Source organism: Micromonospora sp. WMMB235 (assembly GCF_001855515.1).
Taxonomy (GTDB): domain Bacteria; phylum Actinomycetota; class Actinomycetes; order Mycobacteriales; family Micromonosporaceae; genus Micromonospora; species Micromonospora aurantiaca.
Window position 1 is genome coordinate 2,079,312 of sequence record NZ_MDRX01000001.1, and the last position, 21,081, is coordinate 2,100,392.

Genomic DNA, 21,081 nt, shown 5'->3' on the forward strand with positions numbered 1-21,081 from the left:
GACCCCGGGGAGCCCACGCAGCGGCTGAGGGTGCTCAGCGGCCGGCAGGGGCCTCCCCCGTTCCGCGCGCTGTCTCCCATCCGGACTTTCTGGGGGCGGACGAGCCGCACCCCAACCGTCGGCCCCGGATTCTCACCAGGTCCACCGTCCGGCCGAAGCCGTCCGGGTCGCGGGCTTACCACGGTCGGACCGTGGATCACCGCCGGTTCGGAATTTCACCGAGCCCCGCCAGCGCGTGGTGGGTATAGGGGAAGTCTTACACGTTCCGCCCGGGCGCGCGCCACAGAGGCGAGCTACCTCACAGGACCGGTCAGGTGACGCCGCGCCGGCGGTCCACCGCCACGTACGAGCCGGGCTGGCTCTTGGCCACCGTCTTCATCTCCGAGGCCACCGCGATCGCCTCCAGCGGGTCGGTGAACCGCTTGCCGGAATCGGACAGCGACACGCCGATGGAGAGCGTGACGAGCGCGGCGCGGCGGATGTTGCCGCGCCGGTCCTTCAGCTCGACGAAGCCGCGTTCCCGGTCCGTGGCGTCGTAGAGCGCGTCGGCGGCCTTCTCGAAGTCGACGACGGCCCGGCTGGTCAGCGGCCGGACCTGGCTGGGCGCGCAGACGATGACGAAGTCGTCGCCGCCGACGTGGCCGAGGAACGCCGGCGGCAGCCCGATCGACACCACCGCCCGGTGCAGGCTGCGGGCCAGCGCCGAGATGAACTCGTCGCCGCGCACGAAGCCGTACCGGTCGTTGACGCTCTTGAACCGGTCGATGTCGATGTAGCCGACGGCGTAGTCGACGCCGTTGCGTACCCGGTCGCTGATCTCGCGCCGGATCCGGCTGTTGCCGGGCAGCCCGGTCAGCGGCGAGACCTCCCGGAACTCCTTGTTGCGCCGCAGCGTGGAGTTGACCCGGGCCACCAGTTCCAGCGTGTCGAACGGCTTGACCAGGTAGTCGTCCGCGCCGACGCTGAGCCCGTTGACCTTGTCCTGGGTCATCCCCTTGGCGGTCAGCATGATCACCGGCAGGGCCGAGGTCATCGGGTCGGCGCGCAGCCGCCGGGTCAGCTCCAGCCCGTCGATGCGCGGCATCATCAGGTCGACGACTGCGAGGTCGGGCCGCTGCCGTTCGATGACCTCCAGCGCCTCCTGGCCGTCGGCGGCGTGCAGCACCTCGAAGCCGTGCAGGCGCAGGTTGAACTCGACGAAGCGGGCGATGTCCTCGTCGTCGTCGACGACGAGGATCACGTCGGGTCGCTCGCCGGCCGGGTCCATCTCAGGCCCCGGTCATCGCGCGTTCCGCCAGGCCCCGCAGGCGGCGTACCGCCTCCGCGGGATCGTCGGCGCCGTAGACGGCGGTGCCCGCGACGAACGCGTCGGCGCCGGCCGCGGCGGCCTGCTCGATGGTGTCCGCGGCGATGCCGCCGTCGACCTCGATGCGCAGCTCCAGGTGCCCGCTGTCGACGTGCCGGCGGGCCGCGCGCACCTTGTCCAGCAGCTGCGGCAGGAAGCGCTGGCCGCCGAAGCCGGCCTTGATCGTCATGATCAGCAGCGTGTCGAAGCTCGGCAGCAGTTCGAGGTACGGCTCGATCGGGGTGTCCCGGTCGATCGCCAGCCCGGCCTTCGCCCCGGCCGAGCGCAGGTCCTTGGCCAGCGCCACCGGGTCGTCGCACGCCTCGGCGTGGAACGTGACGTTGTACGCCCCGGCGTCGGCGTACCCGGGCGCCCAGCGGCGTGGGTCGGTGATCATCAGGTGCACGTCGAACGGGATCCCGGTGACGGCGCGCAGGCTCTGCACCACCGGCAGCCCGATGGTCAGGTTGGGTACGAAGTGGTTGTCCATGACGTCGACGTGCAGCCAGTCGGCGGCGGGCTCCACGGCACGGACCTCGTCGGCGAGGCGGGCGAAATCGGCGGCCAGGATGCTGGGCGCGACGATCGGCGGCGGTACGGTCACGGGGCCAGTGTACGAACGCGGTGATCCGGAGGTAGCGGCACGGCTCCCGGAGCGACCAGCGGTGATCCTTCCGTCACCCGTGGTGCACCATCCGGCCGTCCGGAGAAAAAATCGGCACGAATAGTCGCCGGTGACTGGCCGATCGATTGAAAGATGACGAAACTCCTACAGGGACGGTCACGTATGCTGCACGCCCGGGCGCGGGGGACGCCGGTCGGGCCTATGACGACCGGCTGTCATCTCTCCCGGAAGGGGCGGACGATGCGACGGTGGCTCCACGTGCTCGCGCTGGCCGGCGCCGCGACTGCGGTGCTCGCGGGTTGCGCTCAGGTGCATCGGGCCGACGGCGACCTGATCGACGACTGGGCGGCGCTGCCGGTGCCGCAGCTGTTCGTCCCGGCGACCGAGGCGTGCCTGCCCCGGCTGAGCACAGTGGTGGCGGCCGCCACGTACGAGACGGTGAACTGCGCGGGCAGCCACCTGGCCGAGACCGTGCACGTCGGCCGGTTCAGCGGGCCGGCGGCGCAGGGCGTACGCCCCGAACCGGGCTCACCGGCGCTGCGGACCGCGCGCGCCGAGTGCGACCAGCGGGCCCGGGAGATGATCGGCGGGGACTGGCGCGCCGCCCGGCTCACGTTGAACATCGCGCTGCCCACCGTCACCGCCTGGACGTCCGGCGCCCGCTGGTTCCGCTGCGACCTGGCCGAGACCGACAGCATCGACAACACCCGCCCGGTCAACCGGGTCGGCAGCCTGCGGGGCGCGCTGGTCGGCGACAACCCGCTGGTGCACAGGTGCTTCGACCCGAAGCTGATCGGCCAGAACCTCAACTACATGGCCCCGGTGCTGTGCACCGAACCGCACCGGGCGGAGTTCGTCGGCGTGTACGAGGAACGCGACATGAGCTGGGCGGAGTTCACCCGGGGCGCGCCCGCCACGCACCGGCGCTGCATGACGCTCATCGCCGCGTTCGCCGAGGTGCCGGACAACGCCGAGCTGCCGTACCGGGCCGGGTCCATCTTCTACCCGCCGTCGCAGCGGGAGTGGGAGGAGGGCGACCGGGGCGTGCGCTGTTTCCTGTGGAGTGACGACCGCAAGCTGAACCGCTCGGTGCGCGGCGCCGGACCCGAGGGACTCCCGGTCACCTGAGCGGCTGCCGTATGCTGCACCGCCGAGGCGTACCGGTCGACCGGGCGGCGCCGGATGCGCGGGGGAGGTCGGTCGGGATGCGGCGATGGCGGGTGGCGGTCACAGTGGGCGCGGCGCTGGCGCTGGCGCTCGGCGGCTGTGCCGCGCCGGCCGGAGTGGACCGGGACCTGGTCGACGACTGGCCCGCGTTCGCCGCGCCGGTCGGTTTCGTGCCGCAGAGCGGGGCCTGTCATCCCACTGTCGCCGACGTCGGCTACCTCAGCGGCTACCAGCCGGTCGACTGCGCCACCCCGCACCGCACCGAGACGCTGCACGTGGGCACGATGACCGGCGCGGAGGCGGAGCGTTCCGCACCGCCGCGGACCGGCTCGGCCGGTGTGCGCGCCGCGCACGCCGACTGCGCCCGGCAGGTCACCCGGGCCGTCGGCGGGGACTGGCGCGGCGGGCGGCTACGCCTGGCGGTGGTCTTCCCCTCGGCGCTCGCGTGGTCCGGCGGGGCCCGCTGGTACCGCTGCGACGTCGCCGAGATCACCGATCTGGACGAGGGTGCCGTGGCCCAGCGCACCGGCAGTCTGCGGGGTGCGTTGAAGCCCGGCTCGAAGCTCGCGCTCGGCTGCTTCAACCCGAAGCTGAGCAAGGACGAGGTGCAGTCGATGCGGCCGGTGGCCTGCACCAGCAAGCACCACGCCGAGTTCGTCGGCGTCTACCAGGCGCCGGACATCAGCTACGCCGAGTTCGAACGCACGCCGCTGCGCACGCACAAGGCCTGCCGCGGCCTGATCGCCAAGTACGCCGGGCTGCCGAACGACGGCAACATGCAGTACCGGGCCGGCACCATCATCTACCACCCGTTCGAGGAGCAGTGGCGCGACGGTGACCGGGGCGTGCAGTGCTTCCTGTGGGTCTCCGAACGTTCGCTGACCCGGTCGGTCAAGGGCGCGGGCGCGAAGGCGCTGCCGATCACGTGAGACCCGGGCGGGGCGGGCCGGCGCCCACCCCGCCCGGGACCGCTCAGCCGACCTGCAGCGTCACGTCGTCCACGACGAAGCTGGTCTGCAACGAGGAGTCCTCGACCCCGGTCCACTTCAGCGTGACCGTCTGACCGGCGTACGCGGCCAGGTTGAAGGTGCGCTGGGTGTAGCCGGTGGCCTTGTTCAGGTTCGAGTACGTGGCCAGCGTCGTCGAACCGACCTGCACTGTGAGCTTGTCGTACGCGGTCGAGGTGGTCGTCTCGGCCGAGTCGATGTGCAGCCAGAACGAGAACGTGTAGCTGCTGCACCCGGACGGCAGCGTGACCGACTGGGACAGCGTGTCGGTACGCGAGGAGCCGTACCCGTTCATCCACGCCTTGTACGACCCGGTGCGGGCCGCCTGGCTGGAGCTGTTGGTGATCACGCCGGAACTGGCCGTCCACGGCGTGGTGCCGGACTCGAAGCTGCTGTTGCCGATGAGCTGGCCGCCGGTGCAGCCGCCGCTGCCGCCGGTCACGGTGATCGTGTAGCTGGCGGTGCGGGTGGCCGAGCCGGTGCCGGTCACGGTGAGCGTGAACGTGCCGGTGGTGGCCGTCGACGAGGCGGCGACGGTCATGGTGGCCGAGCCGCCCGAGGTGACCGAGGACGGGCTGAAGCTCACCGAGACGCCGCTCGGGGCGCCGCTGGCGGACAGCGCCACGGTCTGCGCGCTGCCGGCGGTGGTGGCGGTGCTGACCGTGGCGGTGGTGGAGCCGCCCCGGGCGACGCTGCCGGAGGTGGGGCTCACCGAGACGGAGAAGTCGTTGGACGGCGTGCCGCCGCCGACGGCGAGCTGCCAGATCGCGTACGCCACACCGTCAGCGGCCCGGTTGAGGATGGTCGTGTTGATGTTGCTGGTGTTGTCGCAGGAGCGGTGGTAGCACCCGTCGTACGCCGCACCGGCGGTGCCGCCCCACTTGCTGGCCTGCGCCGAGCTCTTGGTGTAGCTGGCGCCCGCCGCGTAGCCGGAGGTCTGGATGCCGGCGTTGGCGAACGAGTAGTCGTCCGAGCGGCCCTGGCCCTCGGTGTTCTCCTCCGGCGAGATGCCGAACGAGTCCCAGTACGCCTTCAGCGGCGCGGCGGTGGCCGAGGTGATCCGGTTGATGAAGTAGCCGCCGTTGGGCGAGCCCACCATGTCGAAGTTGTAGTAGCCCTTGATGTAGCCCCGCTGGGTGGAGCTGAGCTGGTTGACGTAGTGCTTGGAGCCCTGCAGGCCCTGCTCCTCGCCGTTCCACCAGGCGAACCGGACCCGTTTGGTCATGGTCGGGTTCTGCGCGGCCAGCACCAGCGCGTTCTCCAGCAGCACCGACGAGCCGGAGGCGTTGTCGTTGATGCCGGGGCCCGCGGAGACGCCGTCCAGGTGGGCGCCGAACATGACGACCTGGTCGGAGGGGCCCTGCGGCCACTCGGCGATCAGGTTGTTGCCGGGGTAGGTGCAGGTGGAGCAGTTCTGCTCGGTGACCGTGTAGCCGGCGGCCTGGAGCTTGCCCTTGACGTAGTTGACCGACGCCGTGTAGCCGGCCGAGCCGGAGCGCCGGTTGCCGCCGTTGCTGGTGGCGATGGAGTTGAACTGGGTGAGGTGGGCCTGGATGTTGCTCAGGGAGACGTCCGGGGCGGCGAGGGCGGCGACGGCCGGGGCGGGGGCGGCCGGAGCGGGCGCGGCGGAGGCGGTGCCGGCCAGGCTCGCCGTCGTCAGGGTGGCGACGAGGGCGAGCGCGAGGCTCGTGGTCGGCGTTCTGCGTCTCATGGAGACTCCTCGTGGGGGTTCGGCGGGCGGGGGTGCCGGGACCGGTGGTCGAAACAGTTACATGCATCGATCAAACAGTCAACGGGCTGTCACATCCCACCGGCCCCCTCTCCCCACCGGGATGCCGCACACGCTCCATCCCTCCCCATTTCTCCGCATGACGATCAAGGAGTTCGTGTCCGGGCACGGCGGCCCAGGCGACACGAACTCCTTGATCGACTGCGAGGACAGGTGGGTCAGACCCGGCGGAGGACCGCCAGGAACATGGCGTCGGTGCCGTGGCGGTGCGGCCAGAGCTGCACAGTGGGGCCGTCACCCAGGCCCGGCATGCCGGCCGGCAGCAACGGCCGCGCGTCGACGAAGTCGACGTCGAAGCCGCACCGCCGGGCCGCCTCGGTCACCGTCACGTGCGTCTCCACCACGTGCGGCGAGCACGTCACGTACGCGACCAGGCCGCCCGGCCGGGCCGCCCGCAGCCCGGCGGTGAGCAGTTCCCGCTGCAACCGGGTCAGAGGCGGCAGGTCCGACGGCTGGCGGCGCCACCGCGACTCCGGGCGACGGCGCAGCGCGCCCAGCCCGGTGCACGGCGCGTCCACGAGCACCCGGTCGAAGTGCTCCTCCGGCAGCTTCGGGTCGCTGCCCACTGTGCGCCCGTCCGTGTGCACCACAGTCACCGGCAGCCCGCGGGTGGCCTGGGCGACCAGCCGGGCCCGGTGCTCGGCCACCTCGACAGCTGTCAGCCGGGCACCACGGGTCGCGGCGAGCGCGCCGAGCAGGCCCGACTTGCCGCCCGGACCCGCGCACAGGTCCAGCCACCGGCCGTCCGGGCCGTCCAGCGGTGCCGCCACCAGCGCGTCCGCCACCAACTGGGAACCCTCGTCCTGCACGTGCGCACGGCCGTCGGTCACCGCCGGCAGGTCACCCGGCGCGCCGCCGGGCAGGTAGACCGCGTACGGCGAGAACGCGCCGGGCGCGCCGCCCACCTCGTCGGCGAGCGCCACCGGATCGGCCAGGCCCGGCCGGGCGCACAGGTGCACCGGCGGGCGCTCGTTGTCCTCGATGAGCAGCCGGGTCGTCTCGCCCATGTCGCCGCCGAGTGCCTCGGCGAACGACCGCACGATCCACTGCGGATGGCTGTACGCGAGCGCGAGGTGCCCGATCGGGTCGGCCTCCTGCGCCGGGGCGAGCTTCGCCACCCAGGCGTCGGCGTCCCGGCTGGTGATCTCCCGCAGAACCGCGTTGGCGAACCCGGTGGCGCCCGGCCCCACGGACCGGACCAGGTCCACGGTGGAGGACACCGCGGCGTGCGCGGGCACCCGGGTGTGCAGGATCTGGTACGCCCCGAGCCGCAGCGCGTCGCGCACCGGCGGGTCGATGCGCTGCACGTCCCGCCCGGCCGCGTCGGTGACGATCGCGTCGAGCGTGCCGGTGTGCCGCAGCGTGCCGTAGGTCAGCTCGGTGGCGAACGCGGCGTCCCGGCCGGTCAGCCCGGCCTCGCGCAGCATCGCCGGGAGCACCAGGTTGGCGTACGCGTCGTCGCGGTGCACCGCCGCGATCGCCTCGTACGCGATCTGCCGGGGCAGGTCGACTGCCGGACGGGCCGGACGCCCGCCCCGCCGGTCCCCACCGAACCGGTCCCCGCCCCGCCGGTCGCCGCGCTCACGGTCACCGCCGAACCGGTCGCCGGCACGCCGGTCCGCGGCGGGCCGGTCGGAGCGCTGCCGGGCGCCACGCTCACGGTCACCGAAACGGTCGTCACCCCGGCGCTCGAAGGCGGGCCGGTCGCCGTGCTCACGCGCGTACCCCCCGGGACGCTCGCCCTCGACGGGCCGGTCCGGGCGCTGCGGCCCCGTCACGCGAACACCTCGCCGGCGGTGACCCGGGCGCCGCGCGCCCAGTCGCCGGCGGGCATGGCCTTCTTGCCTGCGGCGCGCACCTCGCCGAGGCGCACCGGCGTGGTGGCGGTGCCGACCAGCACACCGGACTTCTCCACGTGCAGCTCCCCCGGCTTCAGCTCCGGGCCGGCGGGCAGCGGGGTGACCGGGCCGAGCTTGACCCGGTCGTCGCGGAACGTGGTCCACGGGCCGGGCGCGGGCGTGCAGGCGCGGATGCGTCGGTCCACCGCGAACGCGGGGTCGCCCCAGCGGACGCGGGCGTCCTCCACTGTGAGCTTCGGGGCGAGTGAGACCCCGTCGGCCGGCTGCGGCACGGCCCGGGCGGTGCCGGCGCCGATCGCGTCGAGGACCGCGACCAGCAGCCCGGCGCCGGAGTGCGCGAGCCGTTCCAGCAGGTCACCGGAGGTGTCGGCGGGACGGATCTCGTCGGTGACGGTGCCGTACACCGGGCCGGTGTCCAGCCCTTCCTCCAGCTCGAAGACGCTGGCCCCGGTCAGCTCGTCGCCGTGCAGCACGGCGTGCTGCACCGGCGCGGCGCCGCGCCAGGCGGGCAGCAGGGAGAAGTGCAGGTTGATCCAGCCGTGCCGGGGGATCTCCAGTGCCACCGGCGGCACCAGCGCGCCGTAGGCGACCACCGGTACGCAGTCCGGCGCCAGCTCGCGCAGCCGGTCGAGGAACTCCGGCTCACGCGGACGGGCCGGGGTGAGCACCTCGACGCCGTGCGCGTCGGCCCACGCGCCGACCGGCGACCGGACCAGTCCCCGGCCCCGCCCGGCCGGGGCGTCGGGGCGGGTGACCACGGCGAGCAGTTCGTGCCCGGAGGCGGCGATCGCGTCCAGGGCCGGTACGGCGACAGCCGGCGTGCCGGCGAAGATCAGGCGCATCCGGGTCACCGCCCCAGGCCGAACGGGTTGCCGGCGGCGTGCGGGCTGAGCTTGACCGTCGGCGGCGCGGCCTGGTCGTACCACTCGGCCTGGCGGATCGCCTTCATGGCCTCCTTGCGGCCGGCCGCGTCGAGCCGGTCGACGAAGAGCACCCCGTCGAGGTGGTCGGTCTCGTGCTGCACGCAGCGGGCCATCAGGCCGGTGCCGACGATCTGCAACGGGTCGCCGTAGCCGTTGAAGCCCTTGGCGATCACGTTCTGCCGGCGCTTGGTGTCGAAGTAGAGCCCGGGGATGGACAGGCAGCCCTCCGGGCCGTCCTGTTCCTCGGAGTCGGGGAACTCCAGCACCGGGTTGACCAGGTGGCCGAGGACGTCGTCGACGTCGAAGGTGAACACCCGCAGGCCCACCCCGAGCTGCGGCGCGGCCAGGCCGGCGCCGCTCTGCTCGCGCATCGTGTCGGTCAGGTCGGCGATCAGCTTGCGCAGCTCGGCGTCGAAGTCGACGACCGGGTCGGCCGGCGTGCGCAGCACCGGATCGCCGAACAGACGGATGGGCTGGACGGTCACTCGGCGTGGCTCCTTGTCTGGGTCGAACGATGCGCGTCCAGTCTACGGAGTCGGCCCGGCCGCCCCGGGTGGCGTACCGGGAACGGTGACCGGGGCCGCCTCCCGCCCCACGCTCACCGGCAGCGTGGCGTGACCACGCAGGGTGAGCCGGACCCGCCGCTCGGGCCGGCCCGCCACTGCCAGCCCGGGCAGCCGGCGCAGCAGCAGCGGGAACGCCACCTGCGCCTCCAGCCGGGCCAGCGCCGCGCCGAGGCAGTAGTGCGGCCCGGCGCCGAATGAGAGCGGCGCGATCTGCGCCCGCCACGGGTCGAAGCGGGCCGGATCGGGATAGCGGCGGGGATCACGGTTGGCCGCGCCGAGCAGCACGATGACCCAGCTCTCCGGCGGCAGGTCGACGTCGCCGTACCGGGACGGCGCGGTGCTCATCCGCGAGGTGAGCTGCACCGGTGAGTCGTAGCGCAGCAGCTCGTCGACGTACGCGGGGGCGAGGTCGGGCCGCTCGCGCAGCGCCGCCGCGGCGCGCGGATGGTCCAGCAGCGCCACCAGGCCGTTGCCGAGCAGGTTGGTGGTGGTCTCGAAGCCGGCCACCAGCAGCACGATGAGGTTGGCCAGCAGCTCGTCGCCGGAGAGCCGGTCGCCGCCGTCGTGCGCCTGGACCAGCGCGGTGGTGAGGTCGTCGGCCGGGGCCCGGCGGCGGGCCGCCACCAGCTCGGTGAAGTAGCCCCGCAGCTCGGTCGCGCCCCGGTCGGCCACCGCCAGCTCGTCGGCTGTGATCTCCGGTTCGAGCACGCCGGTCAGGTCGGTGGCCCAGCGCCGGAACAGTGGCCGGTCCGCCGCCGGCACGCCGAGCAGCGCGCAGATCACGCCGACCGGCAGGGGGTACGCGAACGCGGCCATGAAGTCGACCGGCTCGTCGGCGCCGAGCATCGCGTCGACCAGCTCGTCGGCCTGCGCCCGCACCACGTCGCGCATCGCGGCGATCCGGCGCGGGGTGAACGCGCCGGCGGCCAGCCGCCGCATCCGGCTGTGGTCGGGCGGGTTGGTGCGCAGCATCGACCGGGAGATCGACAGCACGGCCGGGCTCTCCTGCCAGCCGGGCATGAACTGGTCGCGCAGCGCGTCGTCCATCACCCCGAACCGGGCGTCGCGCAGGATCGCGTCGGCCTCGGCGTAGCCGGTGACCACGTAGAAGACCGGCCCGGCCTGGACCACCGGGCCGTGCGCGCGCAGCCGCTCGTACGTCGGATAGGGGTCGAGACGACCCTCGGGGGACATCAGCAGCGCGAGCGCGTCGGTCGGATCCACGATTCCGCCTCCCCAGGCATCGGAGGCCTTCATCATGCTCCGGCCCGCCGGATCGGGTGAACCCGTGCTGGCGAGGTGGCGGTGTCCCCGGCGGTCAGGCGCCGGCGCCCGGCTCCCCGGCGAGCACCGGGCCGCCGCCGAGCAGCGCGTGCTCCGGCAGCGGCAGCGTGATGCCGTGCGCGTCCTCCCAGTCGTGGATGAGCCCCGGGCGGGCCTGCGCGGTGAAGAAGTCGACGGCGCTGATCCCGCCGACCACCGGCTCGTCCACCTCGGCGACCAGCCGGGCCGGGACCATCGGCAGGCCGGCGCGCACCGCCGCACTGAGCCGCCGGTGGCCGTCGACGACGAAGAAGTACTCGCCGGTGTAGCCGATGCTCAGCGGCTCCGGCTCCTCGTCGCGTCCGGCCGCCTCGGCGGCGGCGTCGGAGTCCCAGAGGCCGCGCAGCGTCGACACGTCCTCGGTGGGGTACACCCGGTTCGGGTCGAGCAGCAGCAGCGGCCGGCCGGCGCGCAGCACGTCCGCGCCGAGTCGGCCCTCGTAGACGTCGATGACGTGCTGGATGACCTGCTCCGGGTTGGCCCGGGTGGTGTCGCAGACCAGGTCGTAGTTGCGCAGGCGGGCCTTGTCGACGCCGTACCGGACGATGAACCGGCCGCGCTCGCTCTCGCTGCGCTCGCGCAGCTTGGCCCGCGCCTCCTCCAGCGAGGTGTAGCTCTCCGCCGGGCCGGACGGGCGGGCCAGCACGCGCCGGGCCGCCTCGGTCGGCTCGGTGATCATGTGCACCTTGAGCGCGTCGGTGAAGAAGTGCCAGGCCAGGCGGGAGTCCATGACCAGGGACTCACCGGAGGCGGCGATGTCGCGCTGGAGCTGGTCGACGTACCCGTCGACGGCCTGGTCCAGCTCGGCGTGCAGGTTGAGCTGGAGGGCAGTCATCTGCCGCTCCTGGGCCATCTGGCGGTAGAGGTCGCCGACGCTGACCCGGCGCAGCCCGAGCCGCTTGGCGATCTCGACCGAGACGGTGCTCTTGCCACTGCCGAGGTCACCGTTGAAGACGATCGACTGACGAACGGTCACGACTGGTCCACCCCTGCTCACCGGCTGACTGACGACATCGAATCCGTGTCGGCCCGACGTGCTCTGGCACCCGCCGCGCCGCGTCCCGCGCGGGAAAACCGCACGGCTGGGCATGACGGGCGATGCTATCACCGCCCGCTACTCGATTGCCGGACCAGGTGTGCGGCAAACCCCAGGTCACGACCGTGTGCGAGGGTCCGCGTGCGCACTGTCACGCGATCACGTCCGATCAGAACAGGGTGAGCGGATCGACCTGGAGCCGTACCGGGTCGGCCGCCTTGCGGGCGCTGCGCTGCCCGGCGGCGGCGTGCAGCGCCTCGGCCATCGCGGCGGCCCGGGACCGGGGCACGCGTACCAGCATCCGCTCCCGGCCCTCGTCGGCCGGCACCGGGCCGAGCACCTCGGCGTCGCCCGGCAGCCGGGCGCCGGCGAGCAGGTCGGCCACCGCCTCGGCCGCGCCGGTGACGCTCGCCATCCGGACCGCCGGCGGGAAGCCCAGCTCGCGCCGCTCGGCCAGTTCCCGGGCCGCGAACCAGGCGGAGTCCCACCGTAGCAGCGCCTGCACCGGGGCCAGCGCGCCGTCCGCGACCACCACCACCCGGCCACCTGCCGTACCGGGCCGGGCCAGCGCGGCGGCGGCCATCCAGCGCCGCAGCGCCTCCTCGCCGGCCCGCAGGTCGGCCCGGGTCAGCAGCGCCCACGAGTCGAGCAGCAGCACCGCGCCGTACCCGCCCTCCGCGACCGGCTCGGCGCCCGGGGTGGCGATCACCAGCCCGGCGCCGCCCGGCACCGTCGCCAGCACCTCCTCCCGCCCCGAGGTCCGCACCGGCACGCCGGGGAACGCCCGGCCCAGCTCCTCGGCGGTCCGCCGGGCACCGGTCACCGAGGCGCGCAGCCGCCGCCCGCCGCACTCCGGGCAGGCGTACGCGGCGGCCACCCGCCCGCACCAGCGGCAGGCGGGCGTGCCCTGCGCCGACGGCAGCGCGAGCGGCCCGGCGCAGTGCGGGCAGCGGGCCGGGGCGCGGCAGTCGGCACAGGCCACCGACGGCACGTAACCCCGGCGCGGCACCTGCACCAGCACCGGCAGGTCCGCGCGCAGCGCGTCCCGGGCGGTGGTCCAGGCCAGGCTCGGCAGCCGTGCCGAGGCCGCGCCGGGATCGCGGGCCAGTTGCGGGTCGTCGCCGGTGGGCGCCATGGCCGGGGTACGCGCGCGCACCACCGCCCGGTCGGCCACCACCTCGCGCGCCCAGCCGGTCTCCACCAGCAACTGCGCCTCGGCGGTACGGGCGTAGCCGCCGACCACCGCGGCGATGTCGCCGAGCTGCGCCCGGGTCAGCAGCACGTCCCGGGCGTGCGGGTAGGGCGCCCGCGGTTCGGCGTGCAGGTCGTCGCCGTCGTCCCAGATCGCCACCAGGCCGAGCCGCCGAACCGGGGCGAACATCGCCGCCCGGGTGCCGATCACCACGTCCACCCCGCCCGTCCGGGCGGTGAGGAAGGCCCGGTAGCGGCGGGCCGGACCGTCGGCGGCGGCGAGCCGGACGTGGCGTCCCGCGCCGAGCACCGCGGTCAGGGCGGCGTCGAGCCGGTCCAGGTCACGGGCGTCGGCCACCACGACCACGGCACCACGGCCACCGGCCACCGTGGCGGCGACCGCGTCGGCGTACCGGTCGGCCCAGTCCTCCCCCGGCAACGCCGACCAGACCGCGCGGGCGGGCCGGCCGTCGGTGAGCGCGCGCAGCAGCGCCGGCCCGGCCGGGTAGTCCCGCCAGCCGCGCGGATCCACCTCCGCCCGGCCACCCGGCCGGGCCCCCGCGTCGGCGGCCTCGGACGGTACGCCCCCGGGCGCGGTGCCGTCGGCGGGCGCGGTGCCGTCGGCGGGGCTGCCGTCAGGTTCGGTGCCGCCGGGCGCGGGCTCGTCGGTGGGTGGCGTGTCCGTCGTGACGGCCTTCTCGGCGCGGGCGTGCCGGGGCGGCACCGCCAGCCGGAGCACGTCGGCGAGGCTGCCGGCGTACCTGTCGGCGACCGCGCGGGCCAGCCGGGCCACCTCCGGGGACAGCACCGGCACCGGGGAGACGACCTTCTCCAGGTACGCCAGCTTGGGGTGCTCGGACGACTCGGCGCGCTCCAGCAGCCAGCCGTCGACGAGCTGCCCGGCGAACCGCACCTTCACCCGCACCCCGGGCCGGGCGTCGGCGTCGAGCGCCTCCGGCACCAGGTAGTCGAAGGGACGGTCGAGGTGGGGCAGCGGCACGTCCACGCAGACGCGCGCGACCGGCGACCCCTGCGCGGGTCGCCGGTCGCGGCGCGTGGTGGCGGTCAGGCTCCCGCGGCCGACTTGAGGTCGGCGGCCCGGTCGGTGCCCTCCCAGGTCAGCTCCGGCAGCTCCCGGCCGAAGTGGCCGTACGCGGCGGTCTGCTGGTAGATCGGGCGCAGCAGGTGCAGGTCCCGGATGATGGCGGCCGGACGCAGGTCGAACACCTCGGCCACGGCCTTCTCGATCGAGGCGACCGGCACGGTCTCGGTGCCGAACGTCTCGATGAACAGGCTCACCGGGTGCGCCTTGCCGATCGCGTACGCGACCTGCGCCTCGCACCGCTCGGCCAGCCCGGCGGCCACAACGTTCTTGGCCACCCAGCGCATCGCGTACGCGGCCGACCGGTCGACCTTCGACGGGTCCTTGCCGGAGAACGCGCCGCCGCCGTGCCGGGCGTACCCGCCGTACGTGTCCACGATGATCTTCCGGCCGGTCAGGCCGGCGTCACCCATCGGGCCGCCGATCTCGAACCGCCCGGTCGGGTTGACCAGCAGCCGGTAGCCCTCGGTCTCCAGGCCGAGGCCCTCCAGCTCCGGGGCGATGACGTGGTCCCGGATGTCCGGGGTGAGCAGCGACTCCAGCGAGATGTCCGCCGCGTGCTGGCTGGACACGACGACGGTGTCGAGCCGGACCGGGCGCAGCCCGTCGTACTCGATGGTGACCTGCGTCTTGCCGTCCGGCCGCAGGTACGGGATCGTGCCGTCCTTGCGGACCGCGGCGAGCCGCCGGGCCAGCCGGTGCGCCAGCGCGATCGGCAGCGGCATCAGCTCGGGCGTCTCGGAGCAGGCGAAGCCGAACATCATGCCCTGGTCGCCGGCGCCCTGCGCGTCCAGCGCGCTCTCCGACCCACCGGTACGCAGCTCGAAGGCGTTGTCGACGCCCTGGGCGATGTCCGGCGACTGGGCGCCGATGGACACGCTGACGCCGCAGGAAGCGCCGTCGAAGCCCTTCTTCGACGAGTCGTAGCCGATGCCGAGGATGGTCTCGCGGACGATGGTGGGGATGTCGGCGTACGCCTTGGTGGTCACCTCGCCGGCCACGTGCACCTGACCGGTGGTGATCAACGTCTCCACCGCGACCCGGCTGTGCGGGTCCTGGGCGAGCAGCGCGTCGAGAATGCCGTCACTGATCTGGTCGGCGATCTTGTCCGGGTGGCCCTCCGTGACCGATTCGGACGTGAAGAGACGTGTCACGGCACTCCTAAGCATGTGAAGACTTTTAAAGGTCGCTCGGCGGCAGTTTAGTCATCATCGTTCCGCCGCGACGCTATGAACGCGGGTCGACCAACCGTCAGGAACGCGACGGCAGCCGCGGACAGACGAGGTCCCAGACGGCGTCGGCCAGGGCCTCCTTGGGCTGCTCGGGCAGCCGGTGCACGGCGCCGTCGGCGCCGATCACGGTGGCCGCGTTGGTGTCGGCGCCGAAGACCTTGTCCACGCCGACCTCGTTGACCACGATCATGTCGGCCCCCTTGCGGGCCAGCTTGGCCCGGCCGTTGGCCTCCGCGTCGTCGGTCTCCGCGGCGAAGATCACCAGCACCTGCCCGGGCCGGCGACGCCGCCCCAGCTCGACGGCGATGTCCGGGTTGGTGACCAGCTCGATGGTCGGCGCGACACCGTCGTCGGACTTCTTGATCTTCCCGGTGGCGTAGCTGGCCGGCCGGAAGTCGGCGGGCGCGGCGGCCATCACCACGGCGTCCGCGTCGGCGGCCGCCGCCAGCGTGGCGTCGCGCAGCTCCTCGGTGGTGCCCACCCGGACCAGGTCCGCCCCGGCCGGGTCGGGCAGCGCCACGTTGGCCGCGACGAGCGTGACCCGGGCGCCCCGGGCCACGGCGGCGCGGGCGAACGCGTACCCCTGCTTGCCGGACGACCGGTTGCCCAGGAACCGGACCGGGTCCAGCGGCTCGCGGGTGCCCCCGGCGGTGACCACCACGTGCCGGCCGGCCAGATCGGCCTCGGCCTCGACGCCGCGGGCCAGGGCCCGGCGGGCCACCGCGAAGATCTCCGCCGGGTCGGGCAGGCGGCCCTTGCCGGTGTCCCGCCCGGTGAGCCGGCCCACGGCCGGCTCGATCACGCGGACGCCCCGCGAGCGCAGCGTGGCCACGTTCGCGACGGTCGCCGGGTGCTCCCACATCTCGGTGTGCATGGCCGGGGCCAGCAGCACCGGGCAGCGGGCGGTCAGCAGCGTGTTGGTGAGCAGGTCGTCGGCGAGCCCGTGGGCGGCCTTGGCGAGCAGGTCGGCAGTGGCCGGGGCGACCACGACCAGGTCGGCGTGCTGCCCGAGCCGCACGTGCGGCACCTCGTGCACGTCGGACCAGACGTCGTCGGCGACCGGCCGGCCGGACAGGGCCGCCCAGGTCGGCGCCCCGACGAAGCGGAGCGCCGAGGCGGTCGGCACCACCCGGACCCGGTGACCCGACTCGGTGAAGAGCCGGAGCAGCTCACACGCCTTGTAGGCGGCGATGCCGCCGCCGACCCCGAGGACGATCTCGGCGGGCATCGGCGCTGGCGGGGTTACGGCTGGTCGGTCGGCTCGGCGGTGAGCAGGCCCGCGTTGATCTCGCGCATGGCGATGGAGAGCGGCTTCTCCTGCGGGGTGGTCTCCACCAGCGGGCCGACGTACTCCAGGAGGCCCTCACCGAGCTGGCTGTAGTAGGCGTTGACCTGACGGGCGCGCTTGGCGGCGAAGATGACCAGCGCGTACTTCGAGGTGGTCTTCTCGAGCAGCTCGTCGATCGGCGGGTTGGTGATGCCCTCGGGGTTGGTGGCGATGGATCCCACGAATTAAACCTCTGCGTCTCGTGCGCCGCCCGCGGGCGGTCGGGCCGGAGCCAGGAAGGACGAACCGAGCAATCCTACCAGCTCCGCCGCGGCGCGCTCGGTGTGGTCGTGTGCCACGGCATGGGCGAAGAGGGCCGCGACGTCCGGGTCGGCCCGGTACGCCGGGGGCGCGAGCAGCACCAGCCGGGCGCCGGGCGCCGCCACCCGTACCGCCAGCGCGCCGGCCAGGTCCAGCGGCAGCAGCACCGGCCGTCCCTCCGCGAGCCGCGCCCGCACCTCGGCCCGGGGCACCCCCCGGCGGTACGGCCCGATCCGGCACCACTCCAGCAGCTCTCCGGCGGCGATCAGCCGGTCGAAGCCGGGCGCGTCGAGGAAGACGCGGTCGACGCCCTCACGCTCGTCCGGACGGGGTGGGCGGGTGGTGGCGACCACCGGCACGCAGACAGACGCAAGGCGCGCCCGGACCGCCTCGACGACACTGCTCCGGCCGGCCCCGGAGGGACCGGACAGGACAGTGAGCCGAGCCGCCGAGCGCGCCTCGTCATCCGTGCTCACCGCTTGTTTCTACACGGCGGGCCGTTCAGTTGGCGGCGAACTCTCCGAGCAGAGCCTTGCGCTGCTGCTCGCCGAGGCCGCGCAGGCGACGGCTGTCCGCGATCTTGAGCTTCTCCATGATCTGGGTGGCCCGGATCTTGCCGATGCCCGGCATCGCCTGGAGCACGGCCGAAACCTTCAGCTTGCCCACGACGTCGTCGGACTCGGCCCGCTCGAGGACGGTGGCGAGGGTGGTCTTGCCCTGCTTGAGCTGCTCCTTCAGCTCAGCGCGGGCCTTGCGGATCTCCGCGGCCTTCTCCAGCGCGGCAGCGCGCTGCTCGGGGGTCAGTGACGGGAGCGGCACCAGTTCTCCTCAGGTCCCTAGTACGGCGGGCTGAGCGCCCCACCGCATCTGTGAAACGTGGTGTCGCTGGCAACCAAAGGGGTCCGTGGTTCCCAGCGCGGGGAAAACTAGCGGTCAACGGAGATTTCGGCAACGTGGACGCGCGATGATCAACCCAAAGTGACCGAGCCGTCAGTCAGTCCGCCGTGCCCAGGGCGGCCCGGCAGTCGGCCAGCACCCGCTCGGTGGCGGCCCGCAGGCCGGCCGGGTCGGGGCCCGCGCCGAGCACCTCCCGGGAGTACGACGGCAGCACCCACGGCAGCGCGGCGCCGAACACGGTACGCAACCCGGCGGGCGTTCCGCCCTGCGCGCCCAGCCCCGGCGCGAGCAGCGGACCGTTGACCGAGTCCAGATCGTGACCCGTCTCACCGACTGTCGCGCCGACCACCAGACCGAAGCTGCCGAGTGGCTCCGCACCGCGGTTGAGCTGGGAAATCTCGTCGATCACGGTCTGCGCGACGGTGCGCCCGCCGGCGCCCACGGCGCGCTGCACGGAGGCACCCTCCGGGTTGGAGGTGAGCGCCAGGACGAAGACCCCGCCACCGTGCTCGGCGGCGGTGGAGAACATCGGGGCGAGCGAACCTACTCCCAGGTAGGGGCTCGCGGTGACCGCGTCGACATACAGAGGGCTGGATGGATCGAGGTACGCCGAGGCGTACGCGGCGACGGTAGAGCCGATGTCACCTCGCTTGACGTCGAGCAGAGTGAGCGCTCCCAAATCTCGCAACTGTCGGATAGTTGACTCAAGCACGCCGACGCCCCGGGCGCCGAAGCGCTCGAAGAACGCCGACTGCGGCTTGACCACGGCGACCCGGTCACCGATCGCCTCCACCACGGTGGCGCAGAACCGCTCCAGGCCCGCCACGTCGTCGGACAGGCCCCAGGCGGTCAGCAACCCGGGGTGCGGGTCGATCCCCACGCAGAGCGGCCCTCGTTCCGCCACGGCCCGGTGCAGACGGGCGCCGAACGTCTCCATGCGTCTCTCCCTCTCCCGGCGGCTCCGGGCCGCCTGGCGTGTCCGGCGACGGGCCTCCCGTCGCGCCCTGTCGAACCGGCCGGGCTCAGCCGGCCTTGACCGCCGCGGCCACTCCGGCCGCGATCCGCGCCACGTCCGCGGCGTCGCAGACGTACGGCGGCATCGTGTAGACGAGGTCCCGGAACGGGCGCAGCCACACCCCCTCGGCCACCGCGGCGGCGGTCGCCCGGGGCAGGTCCACCTCGTGGTCGAGCTGCACCACCCCGATCGCGCCGAGCACGCGTACGTCGGCCACACCGGGCGCGTCCCGCAACGGCGCCAGGCCGGCCCGCAGGCCCTCGGCGATGCCCGTCACCCGTCCCGCCCAGTCCCCGGCCCGCAGGAGGTCCAGGGAGGCGTTGGCGACGGCGCAGGCGAGCGGGTTGCCCATGAACGTCGGCCCGTGCGCCAGCACCCCGTCGGCGGAGATGGCCCGCGCCACCTCGGGCGTGCACAGCGCCGCGGCGAGCGTCAGGTACCCGCCGGTGAGCGCCTTGCCGACGCAGAGCACGTCCGGGGTGACGCCGGCGTGCTCGGCGGCGAACATCCGGCCGGTCCGGCCGAAGCCGGTGGCGATCTCGTCGAACACCAGCAGGATGCCGTGCCGCCGGGTCACCTCGCGCAGCACGCGCAGATAGTGCGGGTGGTGGAACCGCATCCCGCCGGCGCCCTGGACGACCGGCTCGACGATCACCGCGGCCAGTTCGCCGGCGTGCCGCTCCACCGCCTCCACCAGCGCCGCCTCGTACGCCAGGTCCGGCGCCGCGTCGAAGCCGGGCGGCGGCACCGGCGCGAACACCTGCCGGGGCAGCACGTCGCCCCAGAGGTGGTGCATGCCACCCTCCGGGTCGCAGACGCTCATCGGGTGGAACGTGTCGCCGTGGTAGCCGCCCCGCCAGGTGCCCAGCCGGCGTCGCTGCGGGCGTCCCAGCGCCCGCTGGTACTGCAGGCACATCTTCACCGCCACCTCGACGCTGACCGAGCCGGAGTCGGCCAGGAAGACGTGTTCCAGGCCGTCCGGGGTCAGCTCGACGAGCGTGCGCGCCAGGCGTACGGCGGGCTCGTGGGTGAGCCCGCCGAACATGACGTGGCTCATCCGCCCGAGCTGGTCGGTCACCGCGGCGTCGAGCACCGGGTGCCGGTAGCCGTGGATCGCCGCCCACCACGACGACATCCCGTCGACCAGCTCCCGCCCGTCCGCGAGCCGCAGCCGCACCCCCGCGGCGCTGTCGACCACGTAGGGCGCGCCGGCGCCGGGCATCGGGGCGTACGGGTGCCACACGTGCCGCCGGTCGGCTTCCAGGATCTCCTCGGGCGTCACGTCTCCTCCTTCGACCCTCTCCCCCGCGATCTTGCAGTTGCCGCCCCGGCAGCGCCCGGAATGGGGCGGTGCGCCGGGGCCGGAACTGCAAGATCGCGCGGGTCAGGTTCGGGTTGTGATGGCTCGGGTGAGGGCGGGGCCCCGGTAGATGAAGCCGGTGTAGAGCTGGAGCAGGGAGGCACCGGCGTCGAACATGCGTGTGGCGTCGTCGGGGTGCAGGATGCCGCCCACGCCGATCACCGGCAGCCGGCCGCCGGTCTCCCGGTGCACGAAGGCGACCATCTCCCGGGCCCGGGCGGTCAGCGGCCGGCCGGACAGCCCGCCGGCCTCGGCGGCGCGCTCCCGGTCGGCCGGGGCGAGCCCGTCCCGGGCGAGTGTGGTGTTGGTGGCGATGACCCCGGCCGCGCCCCGGTCGAGGCACACCTCCAGCAGCTCGGCCACGGCCGGCTCGGTCAGGTCCGGGGCGATCTTCACCAGCACCGGCTTCTCCCCCACCAGCGCGGCGAGCAACGCGTCCAGATGGGACCGGTCCTGAAGCGACCGCAGCCCGGGGGTGTTCGGTGAGGACACGTTCACCGCGAAGTAGTCGCCGTGATCCTTGAGCGCCCGGTACGAGGCGAGGTAGTCCTCGACCGCCTCGTCCAGCGGGGTCACCTTGGACTTGCCGAGCGAGATGCCCAGCGGCACGCCGAGCGGGCGCGGCAACGCGGCCAGCCGGTCCGCCAGCGCCTCGGCACCGGCGTTGTTGAAGCCCATCCGGTTGATCACGGCTTCGCTGTCGCGCAGCCGGAACAGCCGGGGCCGGGGGTTGCCCGGCTGGGCGTGCGCGGTCACGGTGCCGACCTCGACGAAACCGAAGCCCAGTGCCGGCCAGGCCGGCAGCGCGAGTCCGTTCTTGTCCATCCCGGCCGCCAGCCCGACCGGGTTGGGGAAGCGCACCCCGAACACGGTGCGCGGCGCCGACCGGAAGTACGCCGCCCGCAGCGCGGCGAGGACCGCCGGCTGCCGGGACACCGCGGCCAGCCGCGCCAGCGTCCACTCGTGCGCCCCCTCCGCGTCCCCGCCCGCGAGCGAGAACAGCCGGGGCCGCACCACCTTTTCGAAGATCACGCCCCGGCCCCCCGCCCGGCTCCC

The 21,081-nt window shown here is 73.9% G+C and carries 19 protein-coding genes and 1 riboswitch; of the genes, 2 read left to right on the top strand and 17 right to left on the bottom strand.

The window, feature by feature from the left end; all coding sequences use genetic code 11:
* Positions 1–64 precede the first annotated feature (64 nt).
* Positions 65–237: riboswitch (FMN riboswitch) on the bottom strand.
* Positions 238–310: 73 nt separating this feature from the next.
* Entirely contained in the window at positions 311–1,267 is a 957-nt protein-coding gene (locus BFV98_RS08285; protein WP_013285530.1) for a response regulator, read from the bottom strand.
* Position 1,268: 1 nt separating this feature from the next.
* The gene (gene rpe / locus BFV98_RS08290; RefSeq protein WP_013285529.1) at positions 1,269–1,949 is read right to left on the bottom strand and encodes a ribulose-phosphate 3-epimerase; all 681 of its coding nucleotides are present in this window, start codon (positions 1,947–1,949) and stop codon (positions 1,269–1,271) included.
* Between the two features lie 261 nt (positions 1,950–2,210).
* On the opposite strand from rpe, the gene BFV98_RS08295 reads away from it, so the two are divergent.
* On the top strand, positions 2,211–3,098 hold the full coding sequence (locus tag BFV98_RS08295) for a septum formation family protein (RefSeq protein WP_013285528.1): 888 nt from the start codon (positions 2,211–2,213) through the stop codon (positions 3,096–3,098).
* A 77-nt stretch (positions 3,099–3,175) separates the two neighbouring features.
* A complete protein-coding gene (locus BFV98_RS08300; protein WP_013285527.1) occupies positions 3,176–4,066 on the top strand; it encodes a septum formation family protein in 891 nt (296 codons plus the stop codon).
* A gap of 43 nt (positions 4,067–4,109) precedes the next feature.
* On the opposite strand, the gene BFV98_RS08305 is transcribed toward BFV98_RS08300, so the two are convergent.
* The 15 genes from BFV98_RS08305 to BFV98_RS08375 all read right to left on the bottom strand — a co-directional run bounded on the left by BFV98_RS08305 (position 4,110) and on the right by BFV98_RS08375 (position 21,057).
* Positions 4,110–5,855 (bottom strand): M28 family metallopeptidase, encoded by a 1,746-nt coding sequence (locus BFV98_RS08305; protein WP_071095725.1) that lies wholly within the window; start codon positions 5,853–5,855, stop codon positions 4,110–4,112.
* Positions 5,856–6,091: 236 nt separating this feature from the next.
* Entirely contained in the window at positions 6,092–7,711 is a 1,620-nt protein-coding gene (locus BFV98_RS08310; RefSeq protein WP_071095727.1) for an RsmB/NOP family class I SAM-dependent RNA methyltransferase, read from the bottom strand.
* The gene (gene fmt / locus BFV98_RS08315) at positions 7,708–8,634 is read right to left on the bottom strand and encodes a methionyl-tRNA formyltransferase (protein WP_071095729.1); all 927 of its coding nucleotides are present in this window, start codon (positions 8,632–8,634) and stop codon (positions 7,708–7,710) included. Before fmt ends, BFV98_RS08310 begins: the two co-directional genes overlap by 4 nt.
* Positions 8,635–8,639: 5 nt before the next feature.
* On the bottom strand, positions 8,640–9,200 hold the full coding sequence (gene def, locus BFV98_RS08320; RefSeq protein WP_013285523.1) for a peptide deformylase: 561 nt from the start codon (positions 9,198–9,200) through the stop codon (positions 8,640–8,642).
* A 42-nt stretch (positions 9,201–9,242) separates the two neighbouring features.
* A complete protein-coding gene (locus BFV98_RS08325; protein ID WP_071095731.1) occupies positions 9,243–10,505 on the bottom strand; it encodes a cytochrome P450 in 1,263 nt (420 codons plus the stop codon).
* 94 nt (positions 10,506–10,599) lie between these two features.
* Positions 10,600–11,580 (bottom strand): AAA family ATPase, encoded by a 981-nt coding sequence (locus BFV98_RS08330; RefSeq protein ID WP_013285521.1) that lies wholly within the window; start codon positions 11,578–11,580, stop codon positions 10,600–10,602.
* A 229-nt stretch (positions 11,581–11,809) separates the two neighbouring features.
* Entirely contained in the window at positions 11,810–13,837 is a 2,028-nt protein-coding gene (locus tag BFV98_RS08335) for a primosomal protein N' (protein WP_071095733.1), read from the bottom strand.
* A 59-nt stretch (positions 13,838–13,896) separates the two neighbouring features.
* Entirely contained in the window at positions 13,897–15,087 is a 1,191-nt protein-coding gene (gene metK / locus BFV98_RS08340; RefSeq protein WP_013285519.1) for a methionine adenosyltransferase, read from the bottom strand.
* A gap of 97 nt (positions 15,088–15,184) precedes the next feature.
* A complete protein-coding gene (coaBC, locus tag BFV98_RS08345; protein WP_013285518.1) occupies positions 15,185–16,393 on the bottom strand; it encodes a bifunctional phosphopantothenoylcysteine decarboxylase/phosphopantothenate--cysteine ligase CoaBC in 1,209 nt (402 codons plus the stop codon).
* A 14-nt stretch (positions 16,394–16,407) separates the two neighbouring features.
* The gene (rpoZ, locus tag BFV98_RS08350) at positions 16,408–16,674 is read right to left on the bottom strand and encodes a DNA-directed RNA polymerase subunit omega (RefSeq protein WP_013285517.1); all 267 of its coding nucleotides are present in this window, start codon (positions 16,672–16,674) and stop codon (positions 16,408–16,410) included.
* Between the two features lie 3 nt (positions 16,675–16,677).
* Positions 16,678–17,229, bottom strand: a complete 552-nt coding sequence (locus tag BFV98_RS08355; protein WP_071095735.1) for a guanylate kinase — start codon at positions 17,227–17,229, stop codon at positions 16,678–16,680.
* 25 nt (positions 17,230–17,254) lie between these two features.
* Positions 17,255–17,572: an integration host factor, actinobacterial type gene (gene mihF / locus BFV98_RS08360; protein ID WP_013285515.1), complete on the bottom strand. Its 318-nt coding sequence runs from the start codon at positions 17,570–17,572 to the stop codon at positions 17,255–17,257.
* A gap of 175 nt (positions 17,573–17,747) precedes the next feature.
* Positions 17,748–18,587, bottom strand: coding sequence for an orotidine-5'-phosphate decarboxylase (pyrF, locus tag BFV98_RS08365; protein WP_030271048.1), 840 nt, complete (start codon positions 18,585–18,587; stop codon positions 17,748–17,750).
* A gap of 85 nt (positions 18,588–18,672) precedes the next feature.
* Entirely contained in the window at positions 18,673–19,947 is a 1,275-nt protein-coding gene (locus BFV98_RS08370) for an adenosylmethionine--8-amino-7-oxononanoate transaminase (protein WP_071095737.1), read from the bottom strand.
* 102 nt (positions 19,948–20,049) lie between these two features.
* A complete protein-coding gene (locus BFV98_RS08375; RefSeq protein WP_013285512.1) occupies positions 20,050–21,057 on the bottom strand; it encodes a quinone-dependent dihydroorotate dehydrogenase in 1,008 nt (335 codons plus the stop codon).
* Positions 21,058–21,081: the final 24 nt, after the last annotated feature.

Excerpts from the sequence above, each read along its gene's own strand:
- BFV98_RS08285 (WP_013285530.1), bottom strand. The coding sequence starts at position 1,267 with ATGGACCCGGCCGGCGAGCGACCCGACGTGATCCTCGTCGTCGACGAC.
- BFV98_RS08295 (WP_013285528.1), top strand. The coding sequence starts at position 2,211 with ATGCGACGGTGGCTCCACGTGCTCGCGCTGGCCGGCGCCGCGACTGCG.
- BFV98_RS08300 (WP_013285527.1), top strand. The coding sequence starts at position 3,176 with ATGCGGCGATGGCGGGTGGCGGTCACAGTGGGCGCGGCGCTGGCGCTG.
- BFV98_RS08305 (WP_071095725.1), bottom strand. The coding sequence starts at position 5,855 with ATGAGACGCAGAACGCCGACCACGAGCCTCGCGCTCGCCCTCGTCGCC.
- fmt (WP_071095729.1), bottom strand. The coding sequence starts at position 8,634 with ATGCGCCTGATCTTCGCCGGCACGCCGGCTGTCGCCGTACCGGCCCTG.
- coaBC (WP_013285518.1), bottom strand. The coding sequence starts at position 16,393 with ATGCCCGCCGAGATCGTCCTCGGGGTCGGCGGCGGCATCGCCGCCTAC.
- pyrF (WP_030271048.1), bottom strand. The coding sequence starts at position 18,587 with ATGGAGACGTTCGGCGCCCGTCTGCACCGGGCCGTGGCGGAACGAGGG.